Here is a 25,541-nt window from a genome sequence, read left to right on the forward strand (position 1 = left end):
GAACATACGATGCTGGATCAGATAAGGTACAAGGGGACTGTGATAACTCAAAAAGGAACTTACCACTTCCGAAGAGCGGCCGTTCCTGACATTATGCCTTTGGCCAGACTGTACCGCGCATGTGCAGTCCGCAGAGGAAATTGCTTTTGGCGGCTTTCTCCAGGGAATCCGGAGGCATTTGATAAGATAGGCGGTATGTATTTGATTATGGGGGAGTCTGACATAGAAAGAGAAATATTTGACCCCCACACCCTGTGGGCGGTTTTTGAGGACGAAAATGGCCGGACAGTGGGAAGTTTCTGGTTTGCAGATTATAATGAGTATCTTCTGCCCCGGTTTTACAAAGAGGGGGCCGCCTACCCCAGGGAAATTGTGGTAGATCCCCGGTATGGAGGCCGGCATATAGGTGCCCTATTATATTGCACTGTGTTCCAGTCCCTTGTGGACGGGGGATATAAACAGAGCATCTGTGATGTATATGAGACGGTGGCTTTTGAGGCCCTGGGGCGCAGAATCGAAGTGGGACTGCTCAACAAACCAAGCTATATAAATATGCTGATGCTGGGAGGCATATATGAGGGGAAGGCGCCAGTGCGCAGGATAGATCTGGAAGGACTGAGGGTGTGGGTTGTCCCCCATGTGTTTTCGTTCTGCCATTCCAGAACTCTGGCCATTGGTGAAGAACTTAAGAGGGAGCACAGAATCCAGATTGAGAGAACGTAAATGGAGAAGATTGAACATAAGATTTTAAAGCTGCTGGTGGGGCTTTTGGGGGCAGGCATGGGAGTAGTGATCCTGGCTTGTGCCGCAGGCCTGTTTATTATGAGAAACACAGGCATACAAGCCACTGAACAAATCAGCCGTCAGTTTGTGGAACAATGTACAGACTTGCTAGCAGAGGAGATGAGTTCACAGGCCCGGAAATATGCATTGAGCTGCAGCCAGACAATCAGTAGCCGCCTGCAGCAGACGGAGTTGTCTATGGAGACTGTGGCAGGGGGGATCAGGGATATATATGAGAACCCGGGAAGATATGGGGAGGTGGCATATAACAGGGCGGGGGAAACAAAAGGAAGGGGCAAGAAAATGCATTGGCTATTGCCTGAAAAACTAAAATTTGAAGGGGAGATAAAAGAAGAGATATACAGGCTGGGAAATATACTGCCATATTTCCAAAGCCTGTCAGAAAATAACAGGCAGGTTTTACGCATTTATTATACTTCAGAGACAGGCGCCAATATAGGGTATGATGCAGATTATGCCAAAAAACCACCAGTATTTGAGGGACGTACAAGAGATTGGTATGTACAGGCAGCTAAAACGGAGACACTGATAATCTCCAAAGCCTATGCAGATGCATTTGCGGAGAAATTGGTGGTGACTTTCAGTTTGCCCTGTATTGACAGCAGTGGAAAGCTTTTAGGGGTGCTGGCATTGGACCTTCTGATCGATGATGTGGAGGACATGATTGATGAAATTCACTTGGAGTTTGGCGGTTATGCCATGCTCATATCTGATTGGGGGGAGATGGTGGCGGCTCCGGGGATGACAGATGGCAACGCCGGGGATTTGGAATTGTTTTTAGGAAGCGGGAGCCAGAAAATTTTAGGCAGCTTGAGAGATAAACCCAATGCAGACACTTCCCAGATATTCAACAGTAAAATACAGGGAAAGGAAAAATATGTAATGTACGCGGCAATGCAGATAACGGACTGGAATATCTTTATCGTCCTGGACAGGCAGGAATTTGAGCAGGCGGCAAGCAGCGGGGGAAAAGAACTGGAAAAGACTGCACAAAAGGCAGAAGAGAAGCTGTCTGGGCAGATTATGGTTATTTGTGCCCTGTGGGCGGTTGTTGTTGCACTGCTTTTATCCGCCGTGGCTGCGGCTGCGCAAAAAACAGCAGGGAAGATTTCCGGCCCTATTGCAGAACTGACCAGGGATGTAAAAAGGATTGACGGCAAAAGCCTGGACTATATTTCCCACATAGAGACCCATGATGAGATAGAAGAATTGAGCCGGGCGTTTGCATCTATGACCCAGTCTTTGAAAACGTATATTTCTAATCTGGCAGGCCTCACGGCAGAAAAAGAGAGGCTGGCCACGGAGCTTCATGTGGCCACACAAATACAGGTGTCCATGCTGCCTTGTATTTTCCCTGCTTTCCCAGAGAGGGAGGAACTGGATATTTTTGCATCTATGAATCCTGCCCGGGAGGTAGGCGGTGATTTTTATGATTTTTTCCTCATAGATAACAATAGGCTGTGCATTATTATTGCAGATGTGTCGGGGAAGGGGATACCGGCGGCGCTTTTTATGGTGGTGGCTAAGACTTTGATTAAGGATCATATGTCATCGGGAAGGGGGATGGAGGAAGCCTTTGAGAAGGTGAATAGGCAGCTTTGCCAAAATAACGAGGCAGGGATGTTTGTGACAGTATTTGCAGGCTGCCTGGAGTTAGAAAGTGGAAAATTTACCTATATAAATGCAGGCCATAATCCTCCTGTATTGATTGCAGGGACAGATATATCCGGGAAAGGGACGGACAAAATTATTACCTGGCTGGATGGGCCTGCTGATTTTGTGCTGGCTGCCATGGAAGGCACAAAATACCGGGCAAAGGAGCTGTTTTTACAACCCCGGGATATGCTTTTTACGTATACGGACGGGGTCACAGAGGCCCTGAATGAAGAAGGAGAACTGTATGGAAACCAAAGGCTTTGGGGGGGTGTCTTAAAAAGCAGATCCCATAAGGCACAGGGACTGATAAAAGATATGGCAGCAGAGCTGGACGCATATATAGGCAGTGCGGACCAGGCAGACGATATTACGATGCTGGCACTGAAATACCAGCCTGATGAAAAATCAAGAAATACTTTGTATCTGAAAGCGGATGTGCAATATTTACCATGGGTGAGGGAGTTTTTGGACAGAAAAATATCCCACCGCCTGCCCCGGGGGACAGCGTATGCAGAGAAAATCCACAGGGAAATCCAGATGGCAGCTGAGGAGATATTTACAAACATTGCACAATATGCCTATAAGAACCTGCCCGGCGATGTGGCAATCCGGCTGGCCTGTACAGAAAAAGAGGTAAAAGTAACCTTTATAGACAGTGGATTTCCCTATAACCCACTTTGGCATCCCCTTCCGGATATACAACTTACAGCAGGGGAGCGGCCCATAGGGGGCCTGGGAATTTATATAGTCAGGCAGAGCATGGATGAAGTACATTACCTTTTTAAGGAAAAACAAAATAGATTGACTATCATAAAGAAATTCAGCGACGGTTCCTGTACGGGCGCGTCACAGGCAGCCAGGGGTGAAATCCTGTCAGGGCCTACAACATGATGGTTGTAATTTTCTTCCAATAGGATTATAGTATTCATAGCAAATAATCAAATATAGAACAGGAGGAAAAAGAATGTTATTTATATGCTATCCGAAATGCACTACCTGCCAGAGGGCCAGGAAATGGCTGGATGCTCAGGGGAAAACCTATGAAGAGAGAGATATCAAGACGGACAACCCCAAAAAAGAAGAATTGAAAGAATGGTACCAGAAAAGCGGCCTGCCGCTGAAACGCTTCTTCAATACGAGCGGGATGCTGTATAAAGAACTGAAACTCAAAGACCGCCTCCCCGATATGAGCGAAGAGGAGCAGCTGGAACTTCTGGCCACAGATGGTATGCTGGTTAAACGGCCTATAATCGTGACAGAGGATGCAGTGCTCACTGGATTCAAAGAAAAAGAATGGGAAGAGAAATTGTAGGAATTGTAGGAAATATTTAATAGGGGTCTGTCCCTTTTGCAAAAGGGACAGACCCCTATGTAGTGCTTTAAAACAATTCAGTCTATTTATCTCTCCTGAATTTCTATATCTCCAGAATCGCAGTACACTGTTATTTTATATTTACCGTTGCCTTCTGTCTTATAGTATTGTTCCATGTCCCCGCTGGATGAATAAAATCCCTGGAGGGCATCACTGGGGATATGGATATCTCCATAATCTGCAGAGAGGTCAAAGGCATAGGTGTCCAGTTTTTCCGGCAGCCGGACAGATACCTCACCGTAATTGTTCGTGCAGTCCAAGCTCTCAAGTCTGGCCGCGTCCACAGACAGGTCGCCGGAATCCATAGTAATCTGGGCAGTGCCGCAGTCAAAATTCTTCAGTGTGGCATCTCCATAGTCATTATATAGCTCTAGGCTGTGGGCCTTAGTATCTTCCATTTCCAGATCGCCGCTGTTGAGAGTTAAGGACAATGCCTTAAATTCTGTATCTTTTATATACAAATCCCCATAATCTACAGAGAGCTCAGTGTTTCCTGCATTGACCTTCTCGATGTCCACATCGCCTGAATCGTTATAGAGCTCCAGTGTATTTATAGACTTATCCTGAGGTATATATAAAATGACGTATGGGTCAGAAGAACTAAAACCATATTCAAAGAATCCCAGAGTCTGAATCACGCTGTTAGTTCCATCCTGGCTGAAGGTAAGCGTATGGTTGTTTATCTCATAGAAGGGTTTCTCATATGTTCCATCCAGATTATATTCCAGATAATAATTTTCGTCCCCAGAAGGGAGTATTTGTATATCCGCGTAGGAATTTACAACCATGGATACACTGTCGAATGAATCTAGTTTTGTTTTCTGCAGCGAATAAGGCTCTGGATTGTAGGAGGCCGAACGAATTCCACTGCTCGTAATGGCGATTCCGGGACGCCCGCCCAGAAATAGGCCGAGACCGGTAAACAGTATGCCGGCGGCTATAAGGGCAGCTGCTATAACAAGAATTCTTTTAGTGGTTGTTTTCATATTTCTTTCCTCCCTTTGTGATTTTCCCGAGTGATTTAGATATTCTTTTTAAAAACCAGCGGCAGAATACAGCAGAAGCATATACAAAGAGTAATCCTGCGCCTAAGGCAAATAGGCTTAATCCGATAGTGGCAAGGCCGTCTGAGAATGTAGTAAATAGAAGAACAGCGCCCCCAATAAAGCCGATTACTCCGCTTGCGGCTACTGCAATAGCACTGAGGAAGAGACAAAAGATCATGGCCAAAACTACAATTACAATGCAGAAAAGTATGATTAAAAAGGCCAGTGCCAGCGGCAGTGCGACTGGAGCCGCAAACACTGCCAGAATACCGATCCAAAGTGCGGAGAGGCCACGCTTTACAGAGCGGGGAGGCTCCTGGGATGTTTTCAGCGCCAGGTTGATAATCAGCTCGTTGGCAGCGTCCTGGGGCGCCCCTAAGTCTTGGATAGCCTGCTGCTCATTCTCCGGGCCTGCATCAGCAAAATATTCTTCAAAATAGTCGATGGCCGTATCATAATCCTCTTTTGGAAGCCGGCGCAGTTTCTGTGCCAGTATTGTCATATAGTCTGATTTAGTCATTGTGAAATCCCTCCCTTAACAATCTCATCAATTGTTGTCTTATAAATATCCCATTCTTTTAGCAGTACTTGGTGATGGGCGCGACCCGTATCAGTGATTGTGTAGTACTTTCTGTTCCGGCCCTGATATGGCTGGTCGTAAGTCTCCACATAACGGCTGTCCTGTAGCCTCTTTAAAATTGGGTAAAGAGTAGAATCCTTGGTGTTGGCGGCCTGTTTGATAATCTGGCTGATTTGGTAGCCATAGGCATCGCCATGAGCAATCACTGACAGAACAATAAAGTCAAACATCGGGGTATTCAGTGTAAATGTCATAATACCAATCCTTTCCTTTCATATATATAAATCCTATATATAATTTTTATAAATATATTATATTTTATATAATATATGTTGTCAATACATATATTCTTAAGTTTTTCAAAAGGAAATAAAATACCATGGAGCTTGAAACGCCGCTTAGTACTTGAAAATGCCTGGGTATATTAATTGACCTCTTTTTTCCTTGATGGCCAGACGTTAGGAGAGTATAATAATTTCTATTAAGTAATGTTTAGGGATTCATCATGCATGACCTGCCGGTGGGCGGACACCGGAGCGTCTTGTCTGGGATGCCAGAAGGGATTCTGTCAGGGACATGTTTATACAGTTTTTAGGGAGATTATAAGAGAGGGCAGATGTCTATGTATAAAATTTATATTGTAGAGGATGACACCACAATTGGAGAAACTATAGAATCCCATTTAAGCAGATGGGACTACGATGTAAAATGTACGGAAGATTTTAGGAATGTGCGGGAGGAGTTTATGGCTTTTGAACCTCAGCTTGTGCTTATGGACATTCTTCTGCCTTTTTATAACGGCTTCCATTGGTGTACACAAATCCGGGCGGTTTCCAAAGTTCCTATTATTTTTCTGTCCTCGGCTGCGGATAATATGAATATTGTCATGGCTATGAACATGGGCGGGGACGATTTTATTGAAAAACCTTTTGATTTAAATGTACTGACTGCAAAGATTCAGGCATTGCTGCGCCGCACCTATTCGTTTCAGGGTCAGCTCAATGTGCTGGAATATAAAGGGGTGATCCTGAATCTGAATGATGCCTCCCTGACATTTGGGGATAAGAAGCTGGAACTGACCAAGAATGATTTCAAGATTCTGCAAGTTTTAATGGAGAATACAGGAAGAATCGTTAAGCGTGAGAAAATAATGGAGCGGCTGTGGGAGAGCGATGAATTCGTCGATGACAATACACTGACGGTCAATATAACAAGATTGCGCAGAAAGCTGGAGGGAGTTGGGATTCGCGGGTTCATTACGACAAAGAAGGGGATCGGGTATCTGATAGAATGAGGAAAAATATAAGTTCTTATATCAAGTCAAGGGCAGGCTGGTTTATTTTGTCCTTTCTGTTTCCCGGGATATTCTGGTGTGTGCTGTATCTATATAATGTCAGGGCGGATGCCCTCAATTATGCTGTTGTCCTTTCATTATTCCTGCTGGTATGCTGGGGAGCGGCAGATTTTACTCTGTACTGCGGCCAAATAAAAGCAGTGAGTGAGGCTTTGGCAGCGTATCCCTGGGAACTGCGGAATTTTCCGGAGGATCGGACAGGGGCAGAAGAGCTTTATAGGGTTAAGCTGGAGGATATGTTTGACCTTCATCAGGAGCAGGAGACACAAAACAGGCTCAAGAGGCAGGAAATGTTGGATTATTATAGTCTGTGGGTCCATCAGATTAAGACCCCGATTGCAGCTATGCACTTACTTTTACAGTCTGCTGAGGAGAGTGGGGTGGAATTGGCAGAAAGCAAGTTTATCCCCCATGTAAGAATGGAATTGTTTAAGACAGAACAATATGTAGAGATGGTGCTTTCTTATTTGCGTATGGAGGATATGTCCTCAGATTTATCCCTTAAGTGGTATCCATTGGATGATATTGTACGCCAGGCTGTAAGAAAGTACTCCCAGCTGTTTATACTAAAGAAGATCCGCCTGGATTATCAGGAATGCGGATTTATGGTGCTGACAGATGAGAAATGGCTTTTGTTTGTCCTCGGGCAGTTGCTGTCCAATGCCCTGAAATACACCCCAAAAGGAAGTATTTCAATATATATGGAGCCAGGCAGCCAGGGCGCCCTTATTATAAAAGATACAGGCATCGGTATTTGGGAGGAGGATCTTCCCAGAATTTTCGAGAAAGGTTTTACCGGATATAATGGAAGAAAGGACAAAAAATCAACAGGGATAGGGTTGTACTTGTGCCGTTCTGTCTGCACTAAGTTGGGCCATGGCCTGGAGGTTAGCTCAAAGGTAGGGGAAGGGACATCTGTTAGGGTGAATTTATTTAGAGAGGAAAATATTTTGGAATAAATGGACTATGACTTTAGAAAGAGGAAAGCCGGAATACCATTATCAGGTATCCCGGCTTTCTTACCCCCGAAATTGTACAGGGAGGCAATCTCCCCATATTATAGAAGAGGGCAACAGCTATCTGCTACATAAGAGCCTCATAGAGCTTCTCTGTGGGCCGTGGTATCACCACACTGTTTACCATCAGTTCGCTGACAGTCTCTGCCGCCTTGACAGCGGCTGTGACCGCACTGACGTCCCCGGAAAGTGTGACAAACCCTTTGCCCCCCACGGCAAACCCTGTCCTGATTTCCATAAGGTGTACATCTGCAGCTTTCGCGGCAGTATCAGCTGCCACGATGGCAGAAGCGACAGAATAAAATTCCAGGACGCCTACAGCCCCACTTGTGGGGATCTGGGAAGTGCTGCTGATGGCAGGCATGAGTTGGTCACTGATATTGGCAATCAGAAGCTTGTCAACTAAAAACGGCCCTGCTATCTCTTCACCTACGTTCATGGCGGCATTTACGCTGCTGGTATCACCGCCGATAATAATCATATATTTACCTGGACAGATGGTCGAAGACCTGAGAAGTTCAACCTCCGCAGCCTTGAGCACGTGGTCACAAGTTTCAATTCCCTTTGCTATACTGGACAATTCTAACATTCCAACTGAATTTCCCATTTTTTAATTCCTCCGTTAGTTTACATTTATTCTGACACCGGCCGGTGTTGCTTCAGTGACTGTTCCGTCTGCGCTTGCATGGATATTGGCTGATAACCCTCCTTCAGCCGCCTGCCCGATGACATCGCCCTTGTGGACGGTATCCCCGGCTTTGACAGCCAGTTCTGCAGGCTTACCTATATGCTGTGCCAGTGGGATAAATACCTCACCAGGGAAAAGCTCTGTACAGGTGTGTGCGTGCAGGCCATTGTACTGGTTTAAGCCCAGGCGTGCAATCAGGCGGTCTGTGGGGATGCGGTTCAAATCAATGGTAGGCCGCGCTGTGGGATTGGGGGTCTTGTCAATGGTAATTCCCCGCTCTCTTAATTTGACCTTCATATAATTGTTGACTTGTCTTGGAGAAAGGCCCATGGGACATGAGAACATCTCACAGACGCCACAGCTTGAACAGTTTACTGCCTCGCCAAAACATTTGGCAAATTCTTCGTTGGAATCCAGGCCATCCTCCCTCCAGATATTCCTCATGACAAGATGGGGCCTCATGCTGTGGCCAATCTGGAAACGAGGGCAAAGATCCGTACACATACGGCACTGGATACATGCGCTGCGTGCCTGGTGTTTGATTCTTTCTATAGAAACTTCTGTCCTTTTCACAAGATAGTGGTCTTTGGGGAGGACGATTATATTTCCAGTTGTTTTAGTTACTACCTGCTGGCTGATCAGGCCATTATCAGAAAAAACACGTCCCATCATAGGGCCGCCAAGGATGATGGCATAATCAGAAATTTTCGGGGAAGCGGCCTCGATACAAGTCCTGACAGATGTGCCGATGGGAACCTTGAGCATAATTGGTTCTGCCACCTCGCCTACAACAGACAGATACTTGTCAGTAACCTTTGTGCCTTCTGCCATAGCCTCATAAATACTGATTACTGTGCCCACATTGTCGACAACGGCACCGACTTCAATGGGGATGCCGCGCTCAGGTACGGTACGTCCGGTGATCTGCTCTACGATAATCTGCTCATCCCCGGCCGGATAGAACGTCCTCATGGCAAAAATTTCTATATCTGCGTTATTTTTCTGGATTGCTTCTTCTAAAGCTGCAATCTCGGCCTTATACTTTGCTTTCAATGCTATGTAGGATTTTTTTGCTTCCAGGTGCTGGGAAATATACATGATACCCTTGATTAATTCGTCGGCAAAGGTCCTGCACAGATATTTGTCTGTTTCAATCAATGGTTCACACTCGGCGGCATTGACAATAAAATATTCAGCCTTCGTGTTTAACTTGACGTGTGTAGGAAATCCTGCCCCGCCGGCCCCTACAATACCGGCATCTTTTACTGTTTCAATTAAACTCATAGCTTCTTTCTCCATTCATTGATTTGGTGGACATTTTTAGGAGTAATCTGATAATATAGATTATCATTTTACAATACATTGTGATTATACCACATTTTTCGGAAAAGAAATAGATAAAATTTGTATACTCACAGTGTAACCTGTAAAAATTGTATGTTCTTAGGGGCAACCTTACAAAAACGTAAGAATTCCTGTCCGTTTTGAAAGGAGAATCTATGGTTGGCCTGAGGCGGTTACAGTATAATAAACCCGTAGAAAAGATAGAGCAGATTTGAAGAAAGGCAGGAGAAACATATGTCATTATTGGACGTTAAAAATGTAAAGAAAACCTATACTACCCGGTTTGGGGGGAACCAGGTACAGGCTCTTTTAGATGTCACATTTTCAGTGGAGAGCGGCGAGTATGTAGCCATTATGGGTGAATCAGGATCTGGCAAGACAACGCTGCTGAATATTCTGGCAGCCCTGGATAAACCTACAGGAGGGAAGGTATATCTTAAAGGCAGAGATTTAAGCGGCATTAAGGACAGGGAAATGGCGGCGTTCAGAAGGCAGAATCTGGGATTTGTGTTCCAGGATTTTAATCTGCTTGACACATTTTCCTTAGAGGATAACATATACCTTCCTCTTGTGCTGGCAGGAAGGAAGTATGAGGAGATGAACCGCAGGCTCACCCCTATAGCGGGGCAGCTTGGAATTGAAGAACTTTTGAAAAAATTTCCTTATGAGGTGTCGGGAGGGCAAAAGCAGAGGGCCGCAGTGGCCAGGGCATTGATTACAAAGCCTCAGCTGGTTTTGGCCGACGAGCCTACAGGCGCCCTAGACTCCCGCTCTGCAGATGACCTGATGGAATTATTTACAGAAATCAACAAGAACGGACAGACAATCCTGATGGTCACTCACAGTGTAAAGGCAGCCAGTAATGCCAACAGAGTGCTTTTTATTAAGGACGGGGAAGTGTTCCACCAGATATATAGGGGAAACCTCTCAAATGAAGAAATGTACCAGAAGATTGCAGCGTCCCTGACTGTGTTGGCTACAGGAGGTGAGCAGTAATGTTTTATGCAAAACTTGCCCTTATTAACTTGAAAAAGAATGGAAAGACATATATACCTTATATACTGACCTGCATCTTGACAGTCATGATGTTTTATATCATGAATGGCATTGCCAGGAACAGTGGGTTAGATCAGATGCCTGGGGCAGGAAACCTGAAACTGATACTTATCTGGGCGTCAGGAATTACGGGGATTTTTTCGGCTGTATTTTTATTTTACACAAACAGCTTCCTTGTAAAACAGAGGAAAAAGGAATTTGGATTATACCAGGTTCTGGGGATGGATAAAAGTAACCTGACAAAAATGATGGTCTGGGAAATTGTTTTTATTGTATGTATCAGCCTGGCAGCAGGCCTGGGACTGGGGGTTCTGCTAGGCAGGCTTTTATTCTTGATTTTACTGAAAATGCTTCATTTTTCTGTTTCTCTGGAATTCGCCCTGGAACCACAGGCTGTATGTTGGACAGTGATTCTGTTCCTCTGTGTGTTTGCCGCCACTCTTTTATTTAACCTTCTGCAGGTAAAGACATCCAACCCCATTGAGCTTTTGAGCGGGGGGAGACAGGGGGAAAGAGAGCCAAAAACAAAATGGATTTTGACAGTTGTAGGAGCAGCGGCTCTGGGGGCAGGTTATTTTATCGCCCAGACCACAGACTCGCCGCTGGCAGCCATAGGAAAATTTTTCCTGGCCGTCATATTGGTAATTATTGGGACCTATTGTCTTTTTACGGCGGGGAGCATAGCCTTTCTCAAAGGACTTAAAAAGAACCGGAGTTTTTATTATAAGCCAAGGCATTTTACCGCAGTGTCAGGTATGATATATAGAATGAAGCAAAATGCAGTAGGGCTGGCTAATATTTGTATTATGAGTACCGTTGTGCTGGTACTGATTTCTGTAACGGTTTCTCTGTATGCAGGGATGGAGGACATTCTCACAACACGTTTTCCTGTGGATTTAAATATAGTGCTTTATGATGCATCAAACGAGAACGTGGACCGGATTGGCCGAATTGTAGAGGAGGAGGCACAAAAAGCCGGCGTGCAGGCGCAGGGAAGGATTTCTTACCGGTCGGGAGAGTTCTCTGCTGTTTTTGATAAAAAGGAACAGGCTATTCTACTCGGTGAATCTGATATCGGGAATTCCTACGGCACAGAGGATTACAGGGGCGTTACCATGCTGCCTCTGGAGGACTACAATAAGATGGAGGGCAAAAGTGAAAAACTAGAGGATGATGAAATACTGGTCTATTCCCCTGAGCAGGAAATAGACACAGATACCCTCCATATAGGGGGCCAGGATTTTCAAGTGAAAAAAATACTAAAAGAAATGAAACCGGAGAAAAATAACTACTCTTATGTGATAAAAAATATTTATATTGTTATGCCTGATGTAGAAAAAATAGCAGATATGAAAGCACGATATGGCATGGAAGGGGCGGATACAATTATATTTTCTGATTCTTTTAATCTCAAAGGAGATGAAGAGGCCAAAGTCAGCACAATGAAAATTATTAAGCAGCGTATTACAGAAGAGGTGGGGAATGCCCTTGTAGAGTACAGAGAGGAAGCGAAAGAGAGTTTCTATTCTCTGTACGGAGGATTTTTGTTCCTGGGTATTTTTGTGGGCGCATTGTTTTTAATGGCCACTGTCCTGATTATCTATTATAAGCAAGTCTCAGAAGGCTATGATGACAGAGGCAGATATCAGATTATGCAGAAAGTAGGGATGAGTAAACGGGAGGTCAAAAGCTCAATTAAGAGCCAGGTGCTTCTGGTATTCTTTATCCCCCTGGCTGCAGCTATCCTTCATGTGTCTATGGCGTTTAAGACTCTGACTAAACTTTTGGCCACTATGAACCTGGTCAATACACGGCTGTTTTTGCTGTGCACACTGGGTACGATTGTCATATTTGGAGTGTTTTACGGAATTGTATTCCTGCTCACGTCAAGGCAGTATTATAAGATAGTAGAATAACTCTATTCCTGCGGGCAATAAGCCAAGGGGACATGTAAACATGTCCATTTGGCCGCTGCCGCCAGGGCCTAATACCCCCATGCCTGCATCGCTGCTAGTTTGATGTCCCGTATACCTGCATCGGCTCTTTGGCTTGTTCTGTTATTTCCTTAAAATAAGGCTTCATTGGGTTCCGGGAAACAAAGGCCCAAGGTGAAAGACAATATAGACCTTTGTCCTGAAATATGGTAGGATGAAAAAGGTCTATCACACCAGATTTTAACAATGGAGGTTTGTTTCTATGATTAGGGAACTGACAAAGAAAGACAGAGAGCTGTATTTGAAAATGGCACATGATTTTTATCATTCTCCGGCAGTTCTTCATCCTATACCGGATTCTTATATGGAAAGGACATTTGAAGAGTGCACAGGGGAAAGGGCTTATGCAAAGGGATATATACTAGAGCATGAGGGACAGGCCGCAGGGTATGCCCTTGTGTCAAAGACCTTTTCCCAGGAAGCGGGAGGGTATGTATACTGGCTGGAGGAACTTTATATACGGGAGCAGTTCCGCTCTAAAGGACTGGGAAGTGAGTTTTTTGCCTATGTGGAGCAGAATAAGGAGCCAGGTGTCACCCGTTTCAGGCTGGAGGTGGAGCCGGATAACATTAGGGCGGCTGCGCTTTATGAGAGAATGGGATATAAATACCTGGGTTACCGGCAGATGGTAAAAGAGTTCTAATACGGCCAGAATAGCCGGACTGCCGACATACCGGGCAGATATCAATTATAGGAGGGATATAGAGATGACAAAAGCAGGAGAAAGAAAAGCAGAGACAGTTGAGAGGGTAAACGGAGGGGCAGGCTTTCTTATAAAGGAAGCGCTCTTGAGCCAGGAGCAGTTAGGGGAACACTGTAAAATGTTTTCCAGGGTGACGCTGAAGCCGGGATGTGAGCTGGGACACCATGAGCACCATGGAGAGACAGAGGCATATTACATCCTTTCGGGAAATGGAATGTATGATGACGACGGAACTGCCGTGGAGGTAGAAGCCGGGGATGTAACTTTCTGTGAGGATGGGAAGGGGCATGGCATGAAAAACTGCGGAAAAGAAGACCTGGTATTTGTGGCCCTGATTTTAAAGAAATAGGGCAGTATGGAAGAGCAGTGTATCCCCTTTAGGCAGATAAGGCTATAGGGATGAGGGAGCCGGTGGAGAGCAGCACCGGCTCTTTATTTCTGCCAGCAGCAAGCCAGGGGGACATGCCTTCCAATTTGGCGGCTGCCGGGAGGGTTAAATACTCTTTTGGGGGACTTTGTTAAGGCTGCGTGGGCACAGGCGGGAGACATTCCTTCAGTGCGGCCAGGAGCCTGGCATTGTCGGAAGGCTCCATAATGCAGAAGCGGACATACTCACCTTCCAGATGCTGGAAGGAGGAGCAGTCCCTAATCATCAGCCCTTGCCTGATACAGTGCTGGAAAAGTGCAGAGGCCTTGGGGCCTGGGGGATGTATCTGTATAAGGATGAAATTGGCCGCTGCTCCGTATACAGTGATGTTGGGCAGGCAGCGCAATTCCCTCAGCATTCCTGCGCGCTGCTCTTGCACGAGAACTCTGGTACGTCGGATGTAATCAGTGTCCTTAAACATCTCTTCCCCGGCAAAGGCCGCAATACTGTTCAAAGACCAGGGGATCTGCCTGCTGCGCACCAGGTCCAGGAAGGACTGGTCGCTGGTAACGCCATAGCCGAGACGCAGGCCGGGAGCGGCAAAAAATTTGGAAACACCGCGCAGTACAATAAAATTGGAAAATTCTTTTGCCAGAGGGATGGCTGTGACCATTTGTATATCAGGCGTAAATTCTACATAAGTCTCATCGATCATGACAAAAGTCCCCGCCTCGCGGCAGGCTCTTAAAATCTGGCCCATCTGCTCTGACGGTATGGCAGAGGAGGTAGGATTATTGGGGTTACAGATAATCAGCAGATCGTACCTTTCTTTAAGCTTTTCCAGAAAATCATATAAATCCAGGTGAAAGCCCCTATCAGGAGACAGGATGTAATAGTCCCGGATACTGTCAATAAAAGATAATTCCCTGTCATATTCGGAATAGGTAGGCCCCAGGATCAAAGTCTTTTTCGGCATCTTTTGTTCAATCAGAAGGGAAATTAACTCTGTGGAGCCGTTCCCCACAATGACATGGGAGGGGGAGGCCTGGCAGTACTCACCGATGGCATGGCGCAGCGCGGCATACTCTCTGTCTGGATAGGAGGAAATAATATCCAGGTTCTGACATATGGATGCCTTTATTTTTTCAGACAGGCCCAGGGGATTTACATTGGCCCCGAAACGGACAATAGAGTCCTTAGGAATCCCGTAATATTCTGATATTTTTTCTAAATCACTGCCGTGGAACTGTGGCGTTGTATCCATGTATACAATCTCCTCTCAAATTCTTTCATTCACCCGTTGCAAGAAATACTATAAAGATGATATAATTCATTATAGCGTGCTTATGAAAAAATGCAACGTAAGAAATATGAGTAGGTGACGAGTTTGAAGAATAAGATTAAACGTCTTTCCAAAGGAGATTTTCACATTCCACAGCCGGATATCATTTTTCCTGAGACCCGTATTATTATGCGTGTCGGCGAGGGGGAGATGTATAAGGGGAGTTTTTCTCTGCAGAATCAGGGCGAGGGGACTATCAGAGGGCTTGTATACCCCTCTTCTTATCGTGTCCATTGTGAGGAGCAGGGCTTCGATGGGAATCCGGTTAATATCTATTATACATATGACGGTTCCGGCTTAGTACCCGGGCATGTAGAGCATGGCAAGTTTACGATCGTATGCAATGGCGGCGAGTATGATGTGGCATTTACAGCGATTATCGAGAAACCCTTTGTCATGACAAGCTACGGAAAGGTCCAGAGCCTTGAAGATTTTAAAAAGCTTTCTTTCCGTGACCCCGCCGAAGCGGAGAAGCTTTTCCGCTCCAGGGATTTTTATGAGATATTAAAATACGAAGATAAAAGGATCCAGGCCCTCTATGACAATATGCGCAGATGGGAGCTGGATCAGCAGGCGTTGGAGGAATTTCTGGTAGGCTGCAAACAAAAGGAGAAGATTTTCCTTACGCTGGAGGAAGAGAGCCGTGCCTTTATGGAGGTGGAAGAGGCCCGCAAAGAGACATTTACGATCAAGAAAAATACTTGGGGTTATCTGTCTATGAGCGTGCGCACTGAGGGCGACTTTTTGACAGTTGAGCATACAAAGCTGACTACAGAGGAGTTTATCGGCAATTCCTACAGGCTGGAGTATATCATTTCTACAGACAATCTGCACAGGGGCAGCAACTTTGGCCAGATTATCCTGGAGACACCCTATGAGACACTTAATTATGAGATTGTTGTGGAAAAGGACGTGCGCCGTGAGGAGGACCGCCGTGCCTTGGACGCAGAGTTTGCCGGGATTGTAAAGCGGTACCTGACTTATGAGGCTGGCAGGATTGATTTAAATACATGGACGGAAGAGTCGCTGAAAAAGATAGAGCATCTCAGAGAGGCGGACAGTAAGAATGAGATATATCTTCTTGTTCACGCCCATATATGCCTGCTTGGCAAGCGGTTTGAGGAGGCCAAGTGGATTTTAGAATCTTACAATTATAACAGGTTTGCCATTGGCAAAAATGTTGAGCTGAGTTCTTATTATCTTTACCTTACAACGCTGCTGAGCAATGACTCCATAGGGCAGAGAAGAGTGGCTGAGGAATTATCCAGGTCTTACATGAAGCATCCAGACAGCTGGATGATTCTCTGTATGCTTGTGAATGTGGACTCAGAATATAAGATTTACAGTGAAAGGCTGCGGGTTTTGGAACAGCAGTTTAATGAGGAAAAGACAAATAATATCTGGTTTTATATGGAAGCTTTTAAGTGCTTCAGGGATAAAAGTTCCTCTCTTAAGAAGCTGGGCACTTTTGAAGTCCGTGTCCTGTTCTTTGCGGCTAAATATAAGCTGATGACAAAAGAACTGGCTCTGTACACAGCCAATCTGGCAAGCCAGCTGAAGAACTTTGACAAGCATTTGTATGAGACCCTTGTACTGGCATATAAGATGTATGAGGAATCTATGATTCTGACTGCCATCTGCACGCTGCTGATCAAAGGGAACTGTGTGGATAATCTCTATTTTAAATGGTATGAGAAGGCAGTGGAGGCAGAGCTTAAAATTGCCCAGCTATATGAATATTATATGGCGTCTATAAGGGAGAGCCATTTTCACAAGGCCCTTCCCAGGTCAGTCTATCTATATTTTATGCATGGAAATTCTCTGGACTACCATAAATGTGCGCTTTTGTATTCCAATCTGATTACCTACGAGGACGAATCCAGTGAGATTTATGCCCATTACAGGGATGAGATGGAAGCCTTTGCCTGGAACCAGCTTGAGAGACGGCATATTGATGAGCAGCTCAGAATCATATATAAGCGTTTTATTTTAGAACGCTCTATGAACCCAGAGCGCATCCAGGCGCTGTATGATATCTGCCATGCCTATGTGATTACGACTAAGGTGCCCAATATGAAGTTCATCCATATTATCGCAGATGATGGGAGCATTACCCAGAAAGTCCCTTATGTGGACAAGGGGGCGCAGGTGTTCCTGTATGCAAAGACAGACCGGCTTGTCTGGGAGGCAAAAGACGGCAGGCACTACACTGACTCGATCCCCTATGAGAGCAGGCGGCTGTTCTATGAACTGCGCTATATGGATATGTGTAAAAAATATCTCAACAGCCTCAGGATGAATAAGCTGGAGGAAGAAGAGGAGGAGCTGACCCTGGAGACGGTCAGGGAGCGGGGAGTGGAGAATTATAAAGAAGAGGAACTCTTTGCCCTGTGCAGCAAGACAATCCGGGAAAATAATTACGAAAACGATGATTTCCTGACATATATCTGCTTTGAGCTGTTCAGCCAGGGACAGTACGATAAGGTGATCCTGACTTATCTGGCGAATTACTACTGCGGCGCAACCACAGATATGAAGCGTCTCTGGAGGGAAGCAAAGGAGTATGAGGTGCATACCCACAAACTGGCGGAGAGGATTTTAACCCAGATGCTGTTTGCGGAGGAGTTATTCAACGAGGTACAGGTCTTTGAGGAATACTATGCCGAGGGAGCCTACTTCCGGCTGCAGCAGGCGTATTTGGCGTATATGTCCAGAGCTTTTGTAGTGGAGGAGAGGAAGATAGGCAAAAGCATCATTGACATTATATGCAGGGAGTACGAGAAGGGGGAAGATACCATCGATATCTGCAAGATTGCTGTACTGAAGTACTATTCCAACAGAGAGTATAATTCGATGATTAGGAAGACCCTGAAAAAGTTCTTGCAGGAACTCAGCGGAAAGCAGATTTATTTCCCATTCTTTTTGAATTATGAGAAAGACTGGCTTATTGAGCTTCAGCTATGGGACAAGACTTTAATAGAGTACAAAGGGCAGAAAGGCAGCCGCGTCATGCTTTACTATCAGCTGCAGAAGGGTGATTCTGAGACAGTGGATTATTCCACGGAAGTGCTGACCCCCATGTACGAAAATTTATATGTGAAGAAGTTTGTATTGTTTGCCAATGAGAAATTAAAATATTATTTTAAGGAGACAATTGACGGCAATACTTACCGCAGTGACAAGGAGAGCTGCGTGAAAGATATAAAGAAAGGTGAGTCAGGGAGATATGGCCGCCTGAATGATATACTTTTAAGTGACGGACGGGAAAGAGAGATGAAGATGAAGGCCTATGCGGCAGAAGATGCGATAGCGGCCCATATGTTTGAACAATACTAAGATACCAGGGGGGTTACTTTTTTACCCTAACATCATACTAAGGAGGCTGTCAGCTATGGGACAAGGCAATATAATTGGATATGAGATAAATGACAAATCCTGCCAGATAAGTTTTTATAATGATCAGCAGCTGGAGCCGGAAACGCTGGAGGTGGATGCAGATAACTTTCAGATTCCGCTGATTATCGGCAAGCTGAGGGACACATGGGCCTATGGCAAAGAGGCAAAGAGGCTGGTGACCATCAAAGAAGGCTTTACTGTCACCAGGCTTCTGGAAAAAAGCCTGGCAGGGGATAAGATCGAGTTTGGCGAAGAGACTTATGACGCGGTCTGGCTTTTGTCCAAGTTTGTGCAGATGTCGCTGCAGGCATTTCCCCAGATAGAGGGGATTGTGTTCAGCGTGCCGGAACTGACAGAGGAGCTGGCACAGCTTTTGCGCGGCATAGCAGTGCGGATGAATATAGATAAAAGGCATATATTTATCCAGGATTATAAGGAGAGTTTTTGTAATTACCTGTTTTATCAGCCAAAGGAACTCTGGCAGTATGAAGCCGCCCTTTTCTGCTGTGACAGAAATGAAATTAAGGCGTATATGCTGCGCCGCTTAAAGCCAGGGTTAGGCGGCGGCAAGACCACATTTGTGACAGTGGATGAGGTGGCCAGTGCACACATGAAGGAACTTGCGGCCGTGTATCCGGTACTGAATGAGGATAAGGCAAAGGAGGCGGATGCCAGGTTCTGTAAGTTTATAGAAGGCGTATTTGACAAGAGGATTGTCTCATCTGTATTTTTGACTGGGGAAGGGTTTGAGAATAACTGGTATCCTATCTCCCTGCGGGTTCTCTGTAATGGCCGCAGGGCTTTTATCGGGAACAATCTTTACAGTAAGGGCGCATGTTATACGGCTTACCGTAAGATGTTCATGCATATTGAGGATCCCGTTTATCTCTCGGAGACAAAACTGACAGACCAGATTACTATCAATATGAGGGTAGATGGCCAGGAGATGTGGTATCCCATTGTATCCTGGGGGGCACACTGGTATGAATCTAATAATCAGTGGGAAGTTCTGCTGGAGGATGTGGAGGATATTGAGCTTCATGTGGAGTCCCTGGTGCAGGGAACTCTGAAAACAGAGGTGATTTCCCTGGAGAGATTTGCAAAGCGCGGGGAGTATTCCATGCGGCTGCAGATAGAGACATTATTTTTGGATGAAAAGACATGTAAGATTACGGTTAGAGATGTGGGATTCGGTGAGTTTTTCCTTCCCACGGATTTTCAGGAAGAGAAGATTTTACATTTAGGAGGCAATGATGGGAAGTTTAATTCTCTGTCATGACAGACATGCGACGCATCCTTATGAGATTACGAGGATACACTGCAAAATATTTACAATTGAAGAGTTATGCTATTATCTGTGCAACAACCTCTACCTGATCGACTATACAATTATGAATGAGCAGCTCTGTACCTGGCTGGAGGAAGAGATCGGCATGGGGGTTCTGGCAGGGAACCTGCGGGATGAGATCAGAATGCGCGGGTCTGTCGAGAAATTCGTGCTTACCATCTTAAAGAGTTCCCGAATTTTCAGGGAACCAGAGATGATAAGGATTCAGAATGTCCTGGAGCGCCTGAAGAACCAGAAGGATATCGAGCGCCAGAAATATAAAGGGGACAATCTCCTTGAGAGCGGTGAGATTGAAGAGGCGATCCTGGTCTATCAAGCTATTTTGAACGAAGAGACAGATGACAGTGTGGATCCTAAATTTTACGGGAAGATCTATGCAGGACTGGGGGCTGCCTATGGCCGGCTGTTTTTGTATCAGGAATCTGCCAGGATGTATGACAGGGCCTACCAGATCTGTGAGGATAAGGAGCTTTTACGCCCTTATCTGTACGCTTCCTATAAATATATGTCACTGGAGGAGTACCATATTCTTCTCACAAAGCATGATGACTATGCTGAGATCAATACACAGATGCGCCGGGAGATGGAGGAAATCAGGCAGCACCTGCAGATGGAGATGACCCCGGTACTCCTTGAAAAGTGGAAGCAGCAGTATAGGAGAAGCCATATTTAACCCTTCTGCCATCGATTTGACATCAGGGCAGAAATATGTTATTATGTCCAGGAATTTTAACGCGGTAAAGTAATCAATTGATAAAAGAATAAAGCGCCGCGGTGAGGAGGACGTACATTATGAAGAAGAGATTAGCAGCAGCATTAGCGGCGGCCCTTGTGCTGACGGCCCTGACAGCGGGATGCGGCAAGAAAGACGAGGGGGCGGATGCAGGCGGCAGCGCAAAGGCAGATGAGGCAAAGACTGAGGCAGTCAATGAGGAGAAGGCGGAGGGAGACACATTTACCGTTGGCTTTGATGCCAGTTTTCCCCCATATGGCTACAAAGATGATGACGGAGAATATGTAGGGTTTGATTTGGATTTGGCCCAGGAAATCTGTGACAGAAATGGCTGGGAGCTGGCAAAGCAGCCTATCGACTGGGATGCAAAGGATATGGAACTGGACTCTGGGACCATTGACTGTATCTGGAATGGATTTACTATGAATGGACGGGAGGATGACTATACATGGTCAGAGCCTTACGTGGATAACAGCCAGGTGGTAGTGGTTGCAGAAGATGCAGGGATCGCCTCTCTTGAGGACTTATCCGGTAAGATTGTGGAAGTGCAGGCGGATTCTTCTGCCCTGGCAGCCTTGGAGGGAGATCAGAAAGAACTGGCCTCTACCTTTGGCAGCCTGACACAGGTTCCAGATTATAATACAGCATTCATGGATCTGGAAGCCGGCGCCGCAGATGCAGTGGCAATGGATGTAGGTGTTGCTAAATATCAGATTGAGTCCAGAGGAGGCGGATATATAACACTGGATGAGACAATCTCATCAGAGCAGTATGCGGTGGGCTTTAAGAAAGGCAACGAAAAGCTGAAAGACCAGGTTCAGAAGACCTTAGATGAGATGGCACAGGATGGCACATTCCTTACAATTGCAGAAAAATGGGGCGTGGAAGATGCCGTGTGCTTAGGCAAATAGGCCTGATTATATAAAGTATTACAGGGCATGTTCTGGAGGATTATAAAATGGATATAAGTATTTTAGAAATGGTTGGCCAGCTGAGCAGCGGGATGGTCGTGTCTGTGGAAATATTTCTGGCCACGCTTCTTTTGTCCCTTCCATTGGGATTGCTTGTGGCATTTGGAAGGATGTCCAGAATTAAAATTATACAGTGGGCTGCAAAGGCATATATCTCCATCATGCGGGGAACCCCTCTCATGCTGCAGCTCATGGTTGTGTATTTCGGCCCGTACTACATATTGGGGATCCGTATCAGTGCATCCTACAGGCTGACCGCCACCCTGATTGCCTTTGGAATAAATTATGCTGCCTATTTTGCCGAGATATACAGAGGCGGGATTGAGTCTATGTCCACTGGGCAGTATGAGGCGGCGCGGCTTTTAGGGTACAGCGGGGGACAGACATTTTTCCGTATTATTTTTCCCCAGGTAATTAAGAGGATTCTCCCTTCTGTGACAAACGAGGTAATTACATTAGTCAAAGACACATCTCTGTCATTTGCAATTGCTCTTCCAGAGATGTTTACCACAGCAAAGCAGATAGCGGCGGCGCAGACATCAGTGGTCCCCCTGATTGGGGCCGGGATTTTTTATTACGTGTTCAATCTGATTGTGGCGGTAGTGATGGAAGCCCTGGAGAAGAAGCTGAATTACTATAAGTAGGAGGGAATGTTATGAGTTTGCTGGAGATGAAGCATATAAAGAAAAGCTTTGGCGCCAACGAGGTATTGAAGGACATTTCCCTGAAGGTAGACCAGGGGGAGGCGCTGGCGATTATTGGGCCTTCTGGATCCGGGAAATCCACACTTTTACGCTGCGCCACGCATCTGGAGACGCCGGATGCAGGCGAGATACATTATGAGGGAGAATTCGGCCTGGTCTTTCAGAATTTTAACTTATTCCCTCATTTTTCTGTGATGAAGAATATTACAGACGCCCCTATAAAGGTGCAGAAAAGAGATAAGGAAGAAGTATATAAAGAGGCCCGCGCACTGCTTGCCAAGATGGGGCTTGAGGATAAAGAGGATGCTTACCCCTATCAGCTGTCAGGGGGCCAGCAGCAGAGAGTGTCCATTGCAAGGGCGCTGGCTATGAACCCTAAAATCCTATTTTTTGATGAACCTACCTCTGCACTGGATCCAGAACTGACAGGCGAGATCCTGAAAGTGATCCGCGACCTGGCTGCTGAACATATGACCATGGTGATTGTGACCCATGAGATGAATTTTGCCCGGAATGTGGCGGATCAGATTATATTTATGGATAAAGGGATCATTGCTGAACAGGGTACGCCAGAAGAGGTGTTTGGCTCTACGAATGTGAGGATGAAAGAATTTTTGGGCAAGCTGACGGCCCAGCAGTAAGACATAGGACATACAGAATAGAACAAGGCAGAGGGAATGTTGATTTTCTCTCTGCCTTGTATTATAATCATCATGCAGACCTTGTTTCCGGGTGTTTGCAGCATTACGGCAGTACAAACCCTGCAGGCGGTGTGAGAGGATGCTGGGACATGCTGCTGCAGGTGAATGAAAAAATAAAAAGGACAGGTGTAAACGTATGAAGAAATTAGATCAGCTTTATGAAGGAAAAGCAAAAAAGGTATTTGCCACAGAGGATCCAGATATTGTGATTGTGGATTATAAGGATGACGCTACTGCATTTAACGGGGAGAAGAAAGGAACCATTGTGGGAAAAGGCGTTGTGAATAACCGGATGACAAACTATATTTTCCAGATTCTCGAAAAAGAGGGGGTTCCCACCCACTATGTGGAGGAGTTAAGCGACCGGGAGACAGCAGTAAAAAAGGTGGAGATCGTGCCCCTTGAAGTGATTGTGAGAAATGTGGCTGCGGGCAGTTTTTCCAAGAAGCTGGGAATCGAGGAGGGCAGGAAGCTGCTGGCGCCTACCCTGGAGTTCAGTTATAAGGATGATGATCTTGGAGACCCTATGATCAATGACTACTTCGCCATTGCTATTGGCGCTGCCACGAGGGATGAGATCGACAAGATTACCGAATATACATTTAAGGTGAATGATGTGCTGAGAAAGTTCTTCGATGAAGCGGGGATAGAACTGATTGATTTTAAGATTGAGTTTGGCAGGTTCCACGGCGATATTATTCTGGCAGATGAGATCTCACCAGATACATGCAGGCTGTGGGACAAAGAGACGCATGAAAAGTTGGACAAGGACCGTTTCCGCAGGGATATGGGAAATGTAGAGGACGCGTACCAGGAAGTTTTCAAGCGTATAGGCATTCAGTAGGATTTTCAAATTCGGATAAGGACAGGAGATTTATCTATGAGTACAGAGCGTTATGTCAGTCCTCTTTCTGAGCGCTATGCCAGCAAAGAGATGCAGTATATATTTTCGCCGGACAAGAAGTTTAAGACTTGGAGAAAACTTTGGATCGCCCTTGCAGAGACAGAAAAGGAGCTGGGGTTAAATATTACCGACGAACAGATAGAAGAACTGAAAAGCCATGCAGATGATATTAATTATGATGTGGCAAAAGAGAGGGAAAAGGCTGTGCGCCATGATGTTATGTCCCATGTATACGCCTACGGCGTCCAGTGCCCGAAAGCCAAGGGGATCATCCATCTGGGGGCAACTTCCTGTTATGTGGGCGACAACACAGATATTATTGTAATGGCTGAGGCACTGAAGCTGGTCCGCAGGAAGCTGGTCAATGTGATTGCAGAACTGGCAGATTTTGCTGAAAAATATAAGGCCCAGCCTACCCTTGGGTTTACCCATTTCCAGCCGGCCCAGCCTACTACAGTGGGGAAAAGGGCCACGCTGTGGATGCAGGAATTTGAGATGGATCTGGAGGATTTAAATTATGTATTGGGGAGTTTAAAACTCCTTGGATCTAAGGGGACCACAGGGACACAGGCCAGCTTTTTGGAGTTATTTGACCAGGATCAGGATAAAATCGATAAGATTGACCCAATGATAGCTGAAAAAATGGGATTTAAAGCATGTTACCCTGTATCTGGCCAGACGTACTCCAGGAAAATAGATTCCCGTGTGTTGAACGTCCTGGCAGGAATCGCAGCCAGCGCCCATAAGTTTTCAAATGATATCCGCTTGCTGCAGCATTTAAAAGAGGTGGAGGAACCCTTCGAAAAGACGCAGATAGGCTCTTCTGCCATGGCATATAAGAGAAACCCCATGAGAAGTGAAAGAATTGCTTCCCTGTCCAGATATGTGATGATTGATGCGCTGAACCCTGCAGTTACATCTGCGGCCCAATGGTTTGAGAGGACTTTAGATGATTCTGCCAATAAACGATTAAGCCTGCCGGAAGGGTTCCTGGCCATCGACGGCATCCTGGATTTATGCCTGAACGTAGTGGATGGCCTTGTAGTATACCCGAAAGTAATTGAGAAGCGGCTGATGTCTGAGCTGCCCTTTATGGCAACAGAAAATATTATGATGGACGCGGTAAAAGCAGGGGGAGACCGGCAGGAACTCCATGAGAGAATCAGGGAGTTATCTATGGAGGCCGGGAAAAATGTCAAAGAAAAAGGTTTGGATAATAATCTCCTTGAGCTGATTGCAGCTGACAGCGCATTTAACCTAAGTTTGGAGGACTTAAAAAAGACAATGGAGCCTTCCCGCTATGTGGGGCGCGCGGCAGAGCAGGCAGAGGCATATCTGAAAAATGTGATCCGTCCCCTCCTTAAGGAGAATGAGGAACTTCTCGGCATGAAAGCGGAAATCAACGTATAAAAAGGGTGGGAAACCAGTGAGTGTGTTTGGTAATTTATGGCCGCTGACTGTA

23 protein-coding genes are annotated in these 25,541 nt (G+C 45.8%); 17 read left to right on the forward strand and 6 right to left on the reverse strand.

Features of this window, described 5'->3' with window-relative positions; genetic code table 11:
- The first annotated feature begins 9 nt into the window (after nt 1–9).
- The 3 genes from EFA47_RS06555 to EFA47_RS06565 all read left to right on the forward strand — a co-directional run bounded on the left by EFA47_RS06555 (nt 10) and on the right by EFA47_RS06565 (nt 3,772).
- Nucleotides 10–723, forward strand: coding sequence for a GNAT family N-acetyltransferase (locus tag EFA47_RS06555; RefSeq protein WP_122642543.1), 714 nt, complete (start codon nt 10–12; stop codon nt 721–723).
- Nucleotides 724–3,351 (forward strand): SpoIIE family protein phosphatase, encoded by a 2,628-nt coding sequence (locus EFA47_RS06560; RefSeq protein ID WP_122642544.1) that lies wholly within the window; start codon nt 724–726, stop codon nt 3,349–3,351.
- Nucleotides 3,352–3,424: 73 nt separating this feature from the next.
- Nucleotides 3,425–3,772: an arsenate reductase family protein gene (locus EFA47_RS06565; RefSeq protein ID WP_122642545.1), complete on the forward strand. Its 348-nt coding sequence runs from the start codon at nt 3,425–3,427 to the stop codon at nt 3,770–3,772.
- An 86-nt stretch (nt 3,773–3,858) separates the two neighbouring features.
- Here EFA47_RS06565 and EFA47_RS06570 read toward each other — a convergent pair whose 3' ends face one another.
- The 3 genes from EFA47_RS06570 to EFA47_RS06580 are packed head-to-tail and all read right to left on the reverse strand — an operon-like array spanning nt 3,859 to nt 5,712.
- Nucleotides 3,859–4,818 carry a DUF4097 domain-containing protein gene (locus EFA47_RS06570; protein ID WP_122642546.1) on the reverse strand — a complete coding sequence of 320 codons (960 nt, stop codon included), beginning with the start codon at nt 4,816–4,818 and terminating at the stop codon, nt 3,859–3,861.
- Nucleotides 4,802–5,398 carry a DUF1700 domain-containing protein gene (locus EFA47_RS06575; RefSeq protein WP_122642547.1) on the reverse strand — a complete coding sequence of 199 codons (597 nt, stop codon included), beginning with the start codon at nt 5,396–5,398 and terminating at the stop codon, nt 4,802–4,804. Before EFA47_RS06575 ends, EFA47_RS06570 begins: the two co-directional genes overlap by 17 nt.
- Nucleotides 5,395–5,712, reverse strand: coding sequence for a PadR family transcriptional regulator (locus tag EFA47_RS06580; protein WP_122642548.1), 318 nt, complete (start codon nt 5,710–5,712; stop codon nt 5,395–5,397). The genes EFA47_RS06575 and EFA47_RS06580 overlap by 4 nt, the downstream gene beginning before the upstream one ends.
- A 368-nt stretch (nt 5,713–6,080) precedes the next feature.
- Here EFA47_RS06580 and EFA47_RS06585 point away from each other — a divergent pair, with 368 nt between their 5' ends.
- Together EFA47_RS06585 and EFA47_RS06590 are read left to right on the forward strand one after the other, a co-directional pair.
- Nucleotides 6,081–6,752: a response regulator transcription factor gene (locus tag EFA47_RS06585; RefSeq protein ID WP_122644432.1), complete on the forward strand. Its 672-nt coding sequence runs from the start codon at nt 6,081–6,083 to the stop codon at nt 6,750–6,752.
- The gene (locus EFA47_RS06590) at nt 6,749–7,771 is read left to right on the forward strand and encodes a sensor histidine kinase (protein WP_122642549.1); all 1,023 of its coding nucleotides are present in this window, start codon (nt 6,749–6,751) and stop codon (nt 7,769–7,771) included. The genes EFA47_RS06585 and EFA47_RS06590 overlap by 4 nt, the downstream gene beginning before the upstream one ends.
- A 124-nt stretch (nt 7,772–7,895) precedes the next feature.
- On the opposite strand, the gene EFA47_RS06595 is transcribed toward EFA47_RS06590, so the two are convergent.
- Together EFA47_RS06595 and EFA47_RS06600 are read right to left on the reverse strand one after the other, a co-directional pair.
- Nucleotides 7,896–8,435: a BMC domain-containing protein gene (locus EFA47_RS06595; protein WP_122642550.1), complete on the reverse strand. Its 540-nt coding sequence runs from the start codon at nt 8,433–8,435 to the stop codon at nt 7,896–7,898.
- A gap of 15 nt (nt 8,436–8,450) precedes the next feature.
- A complete protein-coding gene (locus EFA47_RS06600; RefSeq protein ID WP_122642551.1) occupies nt 8,451–9,800 on the reverse strand; it encodes a 4Fe-4S dicluster domain-containing protein in 1,350 nt (449 codons plus the stop codon).
- A gap of 294 nt (nt 9,801–10,094) precedes the next feature.
- Here EFA47_RS06600 and EFA47_RS06605 point away from each other — a divergent pair, with 294 nt between their 5' ends.
- The 4 genes from EFA47_RS06605 (at nt 10,095) to EFA47_RS06620 (ending at nt 13,962) form a co-directional block, all read left to right on the forward strand.
- Entirely contained in the window at nt 10,095–10,856 is a 762-nt protein-coding gene (locus tag EFA47_RS06605; RefSeq protein WP_122642552.1) for an ABC transporter ATP-binding protein, read from the forward strand.
- Nucleotides 10,856–12,832 (forward strand): FtsX-like permease family protein, encoded by a 1,977-nt coding sequence (locus EFA47_RS06610; RefSeq protein ID WP_122642553.1) that lies wholly within the window; start codon nt 10,856–10,858, stop codon nt 12,830–12,832. The genes EFA47_RS06605 and EFA47_RS06610 overlap by 1 nt, the downstream gene beginning before the upstream one ends.
- Nucleotides 12,833–13,112: 280 nt before the next feature.
- Complete coding sequence (locus EFA47_RS06615; protein ID WP_122642554.1) at nt 13,113–13,553, forward strand: GNAT family N-acetyltransferase; 441 nt, start codon at nt 13,113–13,115, stop codon at nt 13,551–13,553.
- 64 nt (nt 13,554–13,617) lie between these two features.
- Nucleotides 13,618–13,962, forward strand: coding sequence for a cupin domain-containing protein (locus EFA47_RS06620; protein WP_122642555.1), 345 nt, complete (start codon nt 13,618–13,620; stop codon nt 13,960–13,962).
- Nucleotides 13,963–14,131: 169 nt separating this feature from the next.
- On the opposite strand, the gene EFA47_RS06625 is transcribed toward EFA47_RS06620, so the two are convergent.
- The gene (locus EFA47_RS06625; protein ID WP_122642556.1) at nt 14,132–15,244 is read right to left on the reverse strand and encodes a pyridoxal phosphate-dependent aminotransferase; all 1,113 of its coding nucleotides are present in this window, start codon (nt 15,242–15,244) and stop codon (nt 14,132–14,134) included.
- 123 nt (nt 15,245–15,367) lie between these two features.
- Here EFA47_RS06625 and EFA47_RS06630 point away from each other — a divergent pair, with 123 nt between their 5' ends.
- The 8 genes from EFA47_RS06630 (at nt 15,368) to purB (ending at nt 25,489) form a co-directional block, all read left to right on the forward strand.
- Nucleotides 15,368–18,658 carry a DUF5717 family protein gene (locus EFA47_RS06630; protein WP_122642557.1) on the forward strand — a complete coding sequence of 1,097 codons (3,291 nt, stop codon included), beginning with the start codon at nt 15,368–15,370 and terminating at the stop codon, nt 18,656–18,658.
- 55 nt (nt 18,659–18,713) lie between these two features.
- A complete protein-coding gene (locus tag EFA47_RS06635) occupies nt 18,714–19,997 on the forward strand; it encodes a DUF5716 family protein (RefSeq protein ID WP_122642558.1) in 1,284 nt (427 codons plus the stop codon).
- Complete coding sequence (locus EFA47_RS06640; RefSeq protein WP_122642559.1) at nt 19,972–20,739, forward strand: hypothetical protein; 768 nt, start codon at nt 19,972–19,974, stop codon at nt 20,737–20,739. Before EFA47_RS06635 ends, EFA47_RS06640 begins: the two co-directional genes overlap by 26 nt.
- Nucleotides 20,740–20,858: 119 nt before the next feature.
- On the forward strand, nt 20,859–21,710 hold the full coding sequence (locus EFA47_RS06645; RefSeq protein ID WP_122642560.1) for an amino acid ABC transporter substrate-binding protein: 852 nt from the start codon (nt 20,859–20,861) through the stop codon (nt 21,708–21,710).
- A gap of 53 nt (nt 21,711–21,763) precedes the next feature.
- The gene (locus EFA47_RS06650; RefSeq protein ID WP_122644433.1) at nt 21,764–22,414 is read left to right on the forward strand and encodes an amino acid ABC transporter permease; all 651 of its coding nucleotides are present in this window, start codon (nt 21,764–21,766) and stop codon (nt 22,412–22,414) included.
- An 11-nt stretch (nt 22,415–22,425) separates the two neighbouring features.
- Nucleotides 22,426–23,115, forward strand: coding sequence for an amino acid ABC transporter ATP-binding protein (locus EFA47_RS06655; protein WP_122642561.1), 690 nt, complete (start codon nt 22,426–22,428; stop codon nt 23,113–23,115).
- A gap of 196 nt (nt 23,116–23,311) precedes the next feature.
- Entirely contained in the window at nt 23,312–24,019 is a 708-nt protein-coding gene (gene purC / locus EFA47_RS06660) for a phosphoribosylaminoimidazolesuccinocarboxamide synthase (RefSeq protein WP_122642562.1), read from the forward strand.
- A 36-nt stretch (nt 24,020–24,055) separates the two neighbouring features.
- Nucleotides 24,056–25,489, forward strand: coding sequence for an adenylosuccinate lyase (gene purB, locus EFA47_RS06665; protein ID WP_122642563.1), 1,434 nt, complete (start codon nt 24,056–24,058; stop codon nt 25,487–25,489).
- Nucleotides 25,490–25,541 lie beyond the last annotated feature (52 nt).

The sequence above is a fragment of the Luxibacter massiliensis genome (assembly GCF_900604355.1).
GTDB classification, from domain to species: Bacteria; Bacillota; Clostridia; order Lachnospirales; family Lachnospiraceae; genus Luxibacter; species Luxibacter massiliensis.

Bases quoted from the DNA above. Each gene is read 5' to 3' on its own strand.
- EFA47_RS06575 (WP_122642547.1), bottom strand. From the start codon at position 5,398: ATGACTAAATCAGACTATATGACAATACTGGCACAGAAACTGCGCCGG.
- EFA47_RS06655 (WP_122642561.1), top strand. From the start codon at position 22,426: ATGAGTTTGCTGGAGATGAAGCATATAAAGAAAAGCTTTGGCGCCAAC.
- EFA47_RS06560 (WP_122642544.1), top strand. From the start codon at position 724: ATGGAGAAGATTGAACATAAGATTTTAAAGCTGCTGGTGGGGCTTTTG.
- purC (WP_122642562.1), top strand. From the start codon at position 23,312: ATGAAGAAATTAGATCAGCTTTATGAAGGAAAAGCAAAAAAGGTATTT.
- EFA47_RS06625 (WP_122642556.1), bottom strand. From the start codon at position 15,244: ATGGATACAACGCCACAGTTCCACGGCAGTGATTTAGAAAAAATATCA.
- EFA47_RS06600 (WP_122642551.1), bottom strand. From the start codon at position 9,800: ATGAGTTTAATTGAAACAGTAAAAGATGCCGGTATTGTAGGGGCCGGC.
- purB (WP_122642563.1), top strand. From the start codon at position 24,056: ATGAGTACAGAGCGTTATGTCAGTCCTCTTTCTGAGCGCTATGCCAGC.
- EFA47_RS06580 (WP_122642548.1), bottom strand. From the start codon at position 5,712: ATGACATTTACACTGAATACCCCGATGTTTGACTTTATTGTTCTGTCA.
- EFA47_RS06640 (WP_122642559.1), top strand. From the start codon at position 19,972: ATGGGAAGTTTAATTCTCTGTCATGACAGACATGCGACGCATCCTTAT.
- EFA47_RS06610 (WP_122642553.1), top strand. From the start codon at position 10,856: ATGTTTTATGCAAAACTTGCCCTTATTAACTTGAAAAAGAATGGAAAG.
- EFA47_RS06605 (WP_122642552.1), top strand. From the start codon at position 10,095: ATGTCATTATTGGACGTTAAAAATGTAAAGAAAACCTATACTACCCGG.
- EFA47_RS06555 (WP_122642543.1), top strand. From the start codon at position 10: ATGCTGGATCAGATAAGGTACAAGGGGACTGTGATAACTCAAAAAGGA.
- EFA47_RS06635 (WP_122642558.1), top strand. From the start codon at position 18,714: ATGGGACAAGGCAATATAATTGGATATGAGATAAATGACAAATCCTGC.
- EFA47_RS06570 (WP_122642546.1), bottom strand. From the start codon at position 4,818: ATGAAAACAACCACTAAAAGAATTCTTGTTATAGCAGCTGCCCTTATA.
- EFA47_RS06590 (WP_122642549.1), top strand. From the start codon at position 6,749: ATGAGGAAAAATATAAGTTCTTATATCAAGTCAAGGGCAGGCTGGTTT.
- EFA47_RS06585 (WP_122644432.1), top strand. From the start codon at position 6,081: ATGTATAAAATTTATATTGTAGAGGATGACACCACAATTGGAGAAACT.
- EFA47_RS06615 (WP_122642554.1), top strand. From the start codon at position 13,113: ATGATTAGGGAACTGACAAAGAAAGACAGAGAGCTGTATTTGAAAATG.
- EFA47_RS06565 (WP_122642545.1), top strand. From the start codon at position 3,425: ATGTTATTTATATGCTATCCGAAATGCACTACCTGCCAGAGGGCCAGG.
- EFA47_RS06620 (WP_122642555.1), top strand. From the start codon at position 13,618: ATGACAAAAGCAGGAGAAAGAAAAGCAGAGACAGTTGAGAGGGTAAAC.
- EFA47_RS06645 (WP_122642560.1), top strand. From the start codon at position 20,859: ATGAAGAAGAGATTAGCAGCAGCATTAGCGGCGGCCCTTGTGCTGACG.
- EFA47_RS06595 (WP_122642550.1), bottom strand. From the start codon at position 8,435: ATGGGAAATTCAGTTGGAATGTTAGAATTGTCCAGTATAGCAAAGGGA.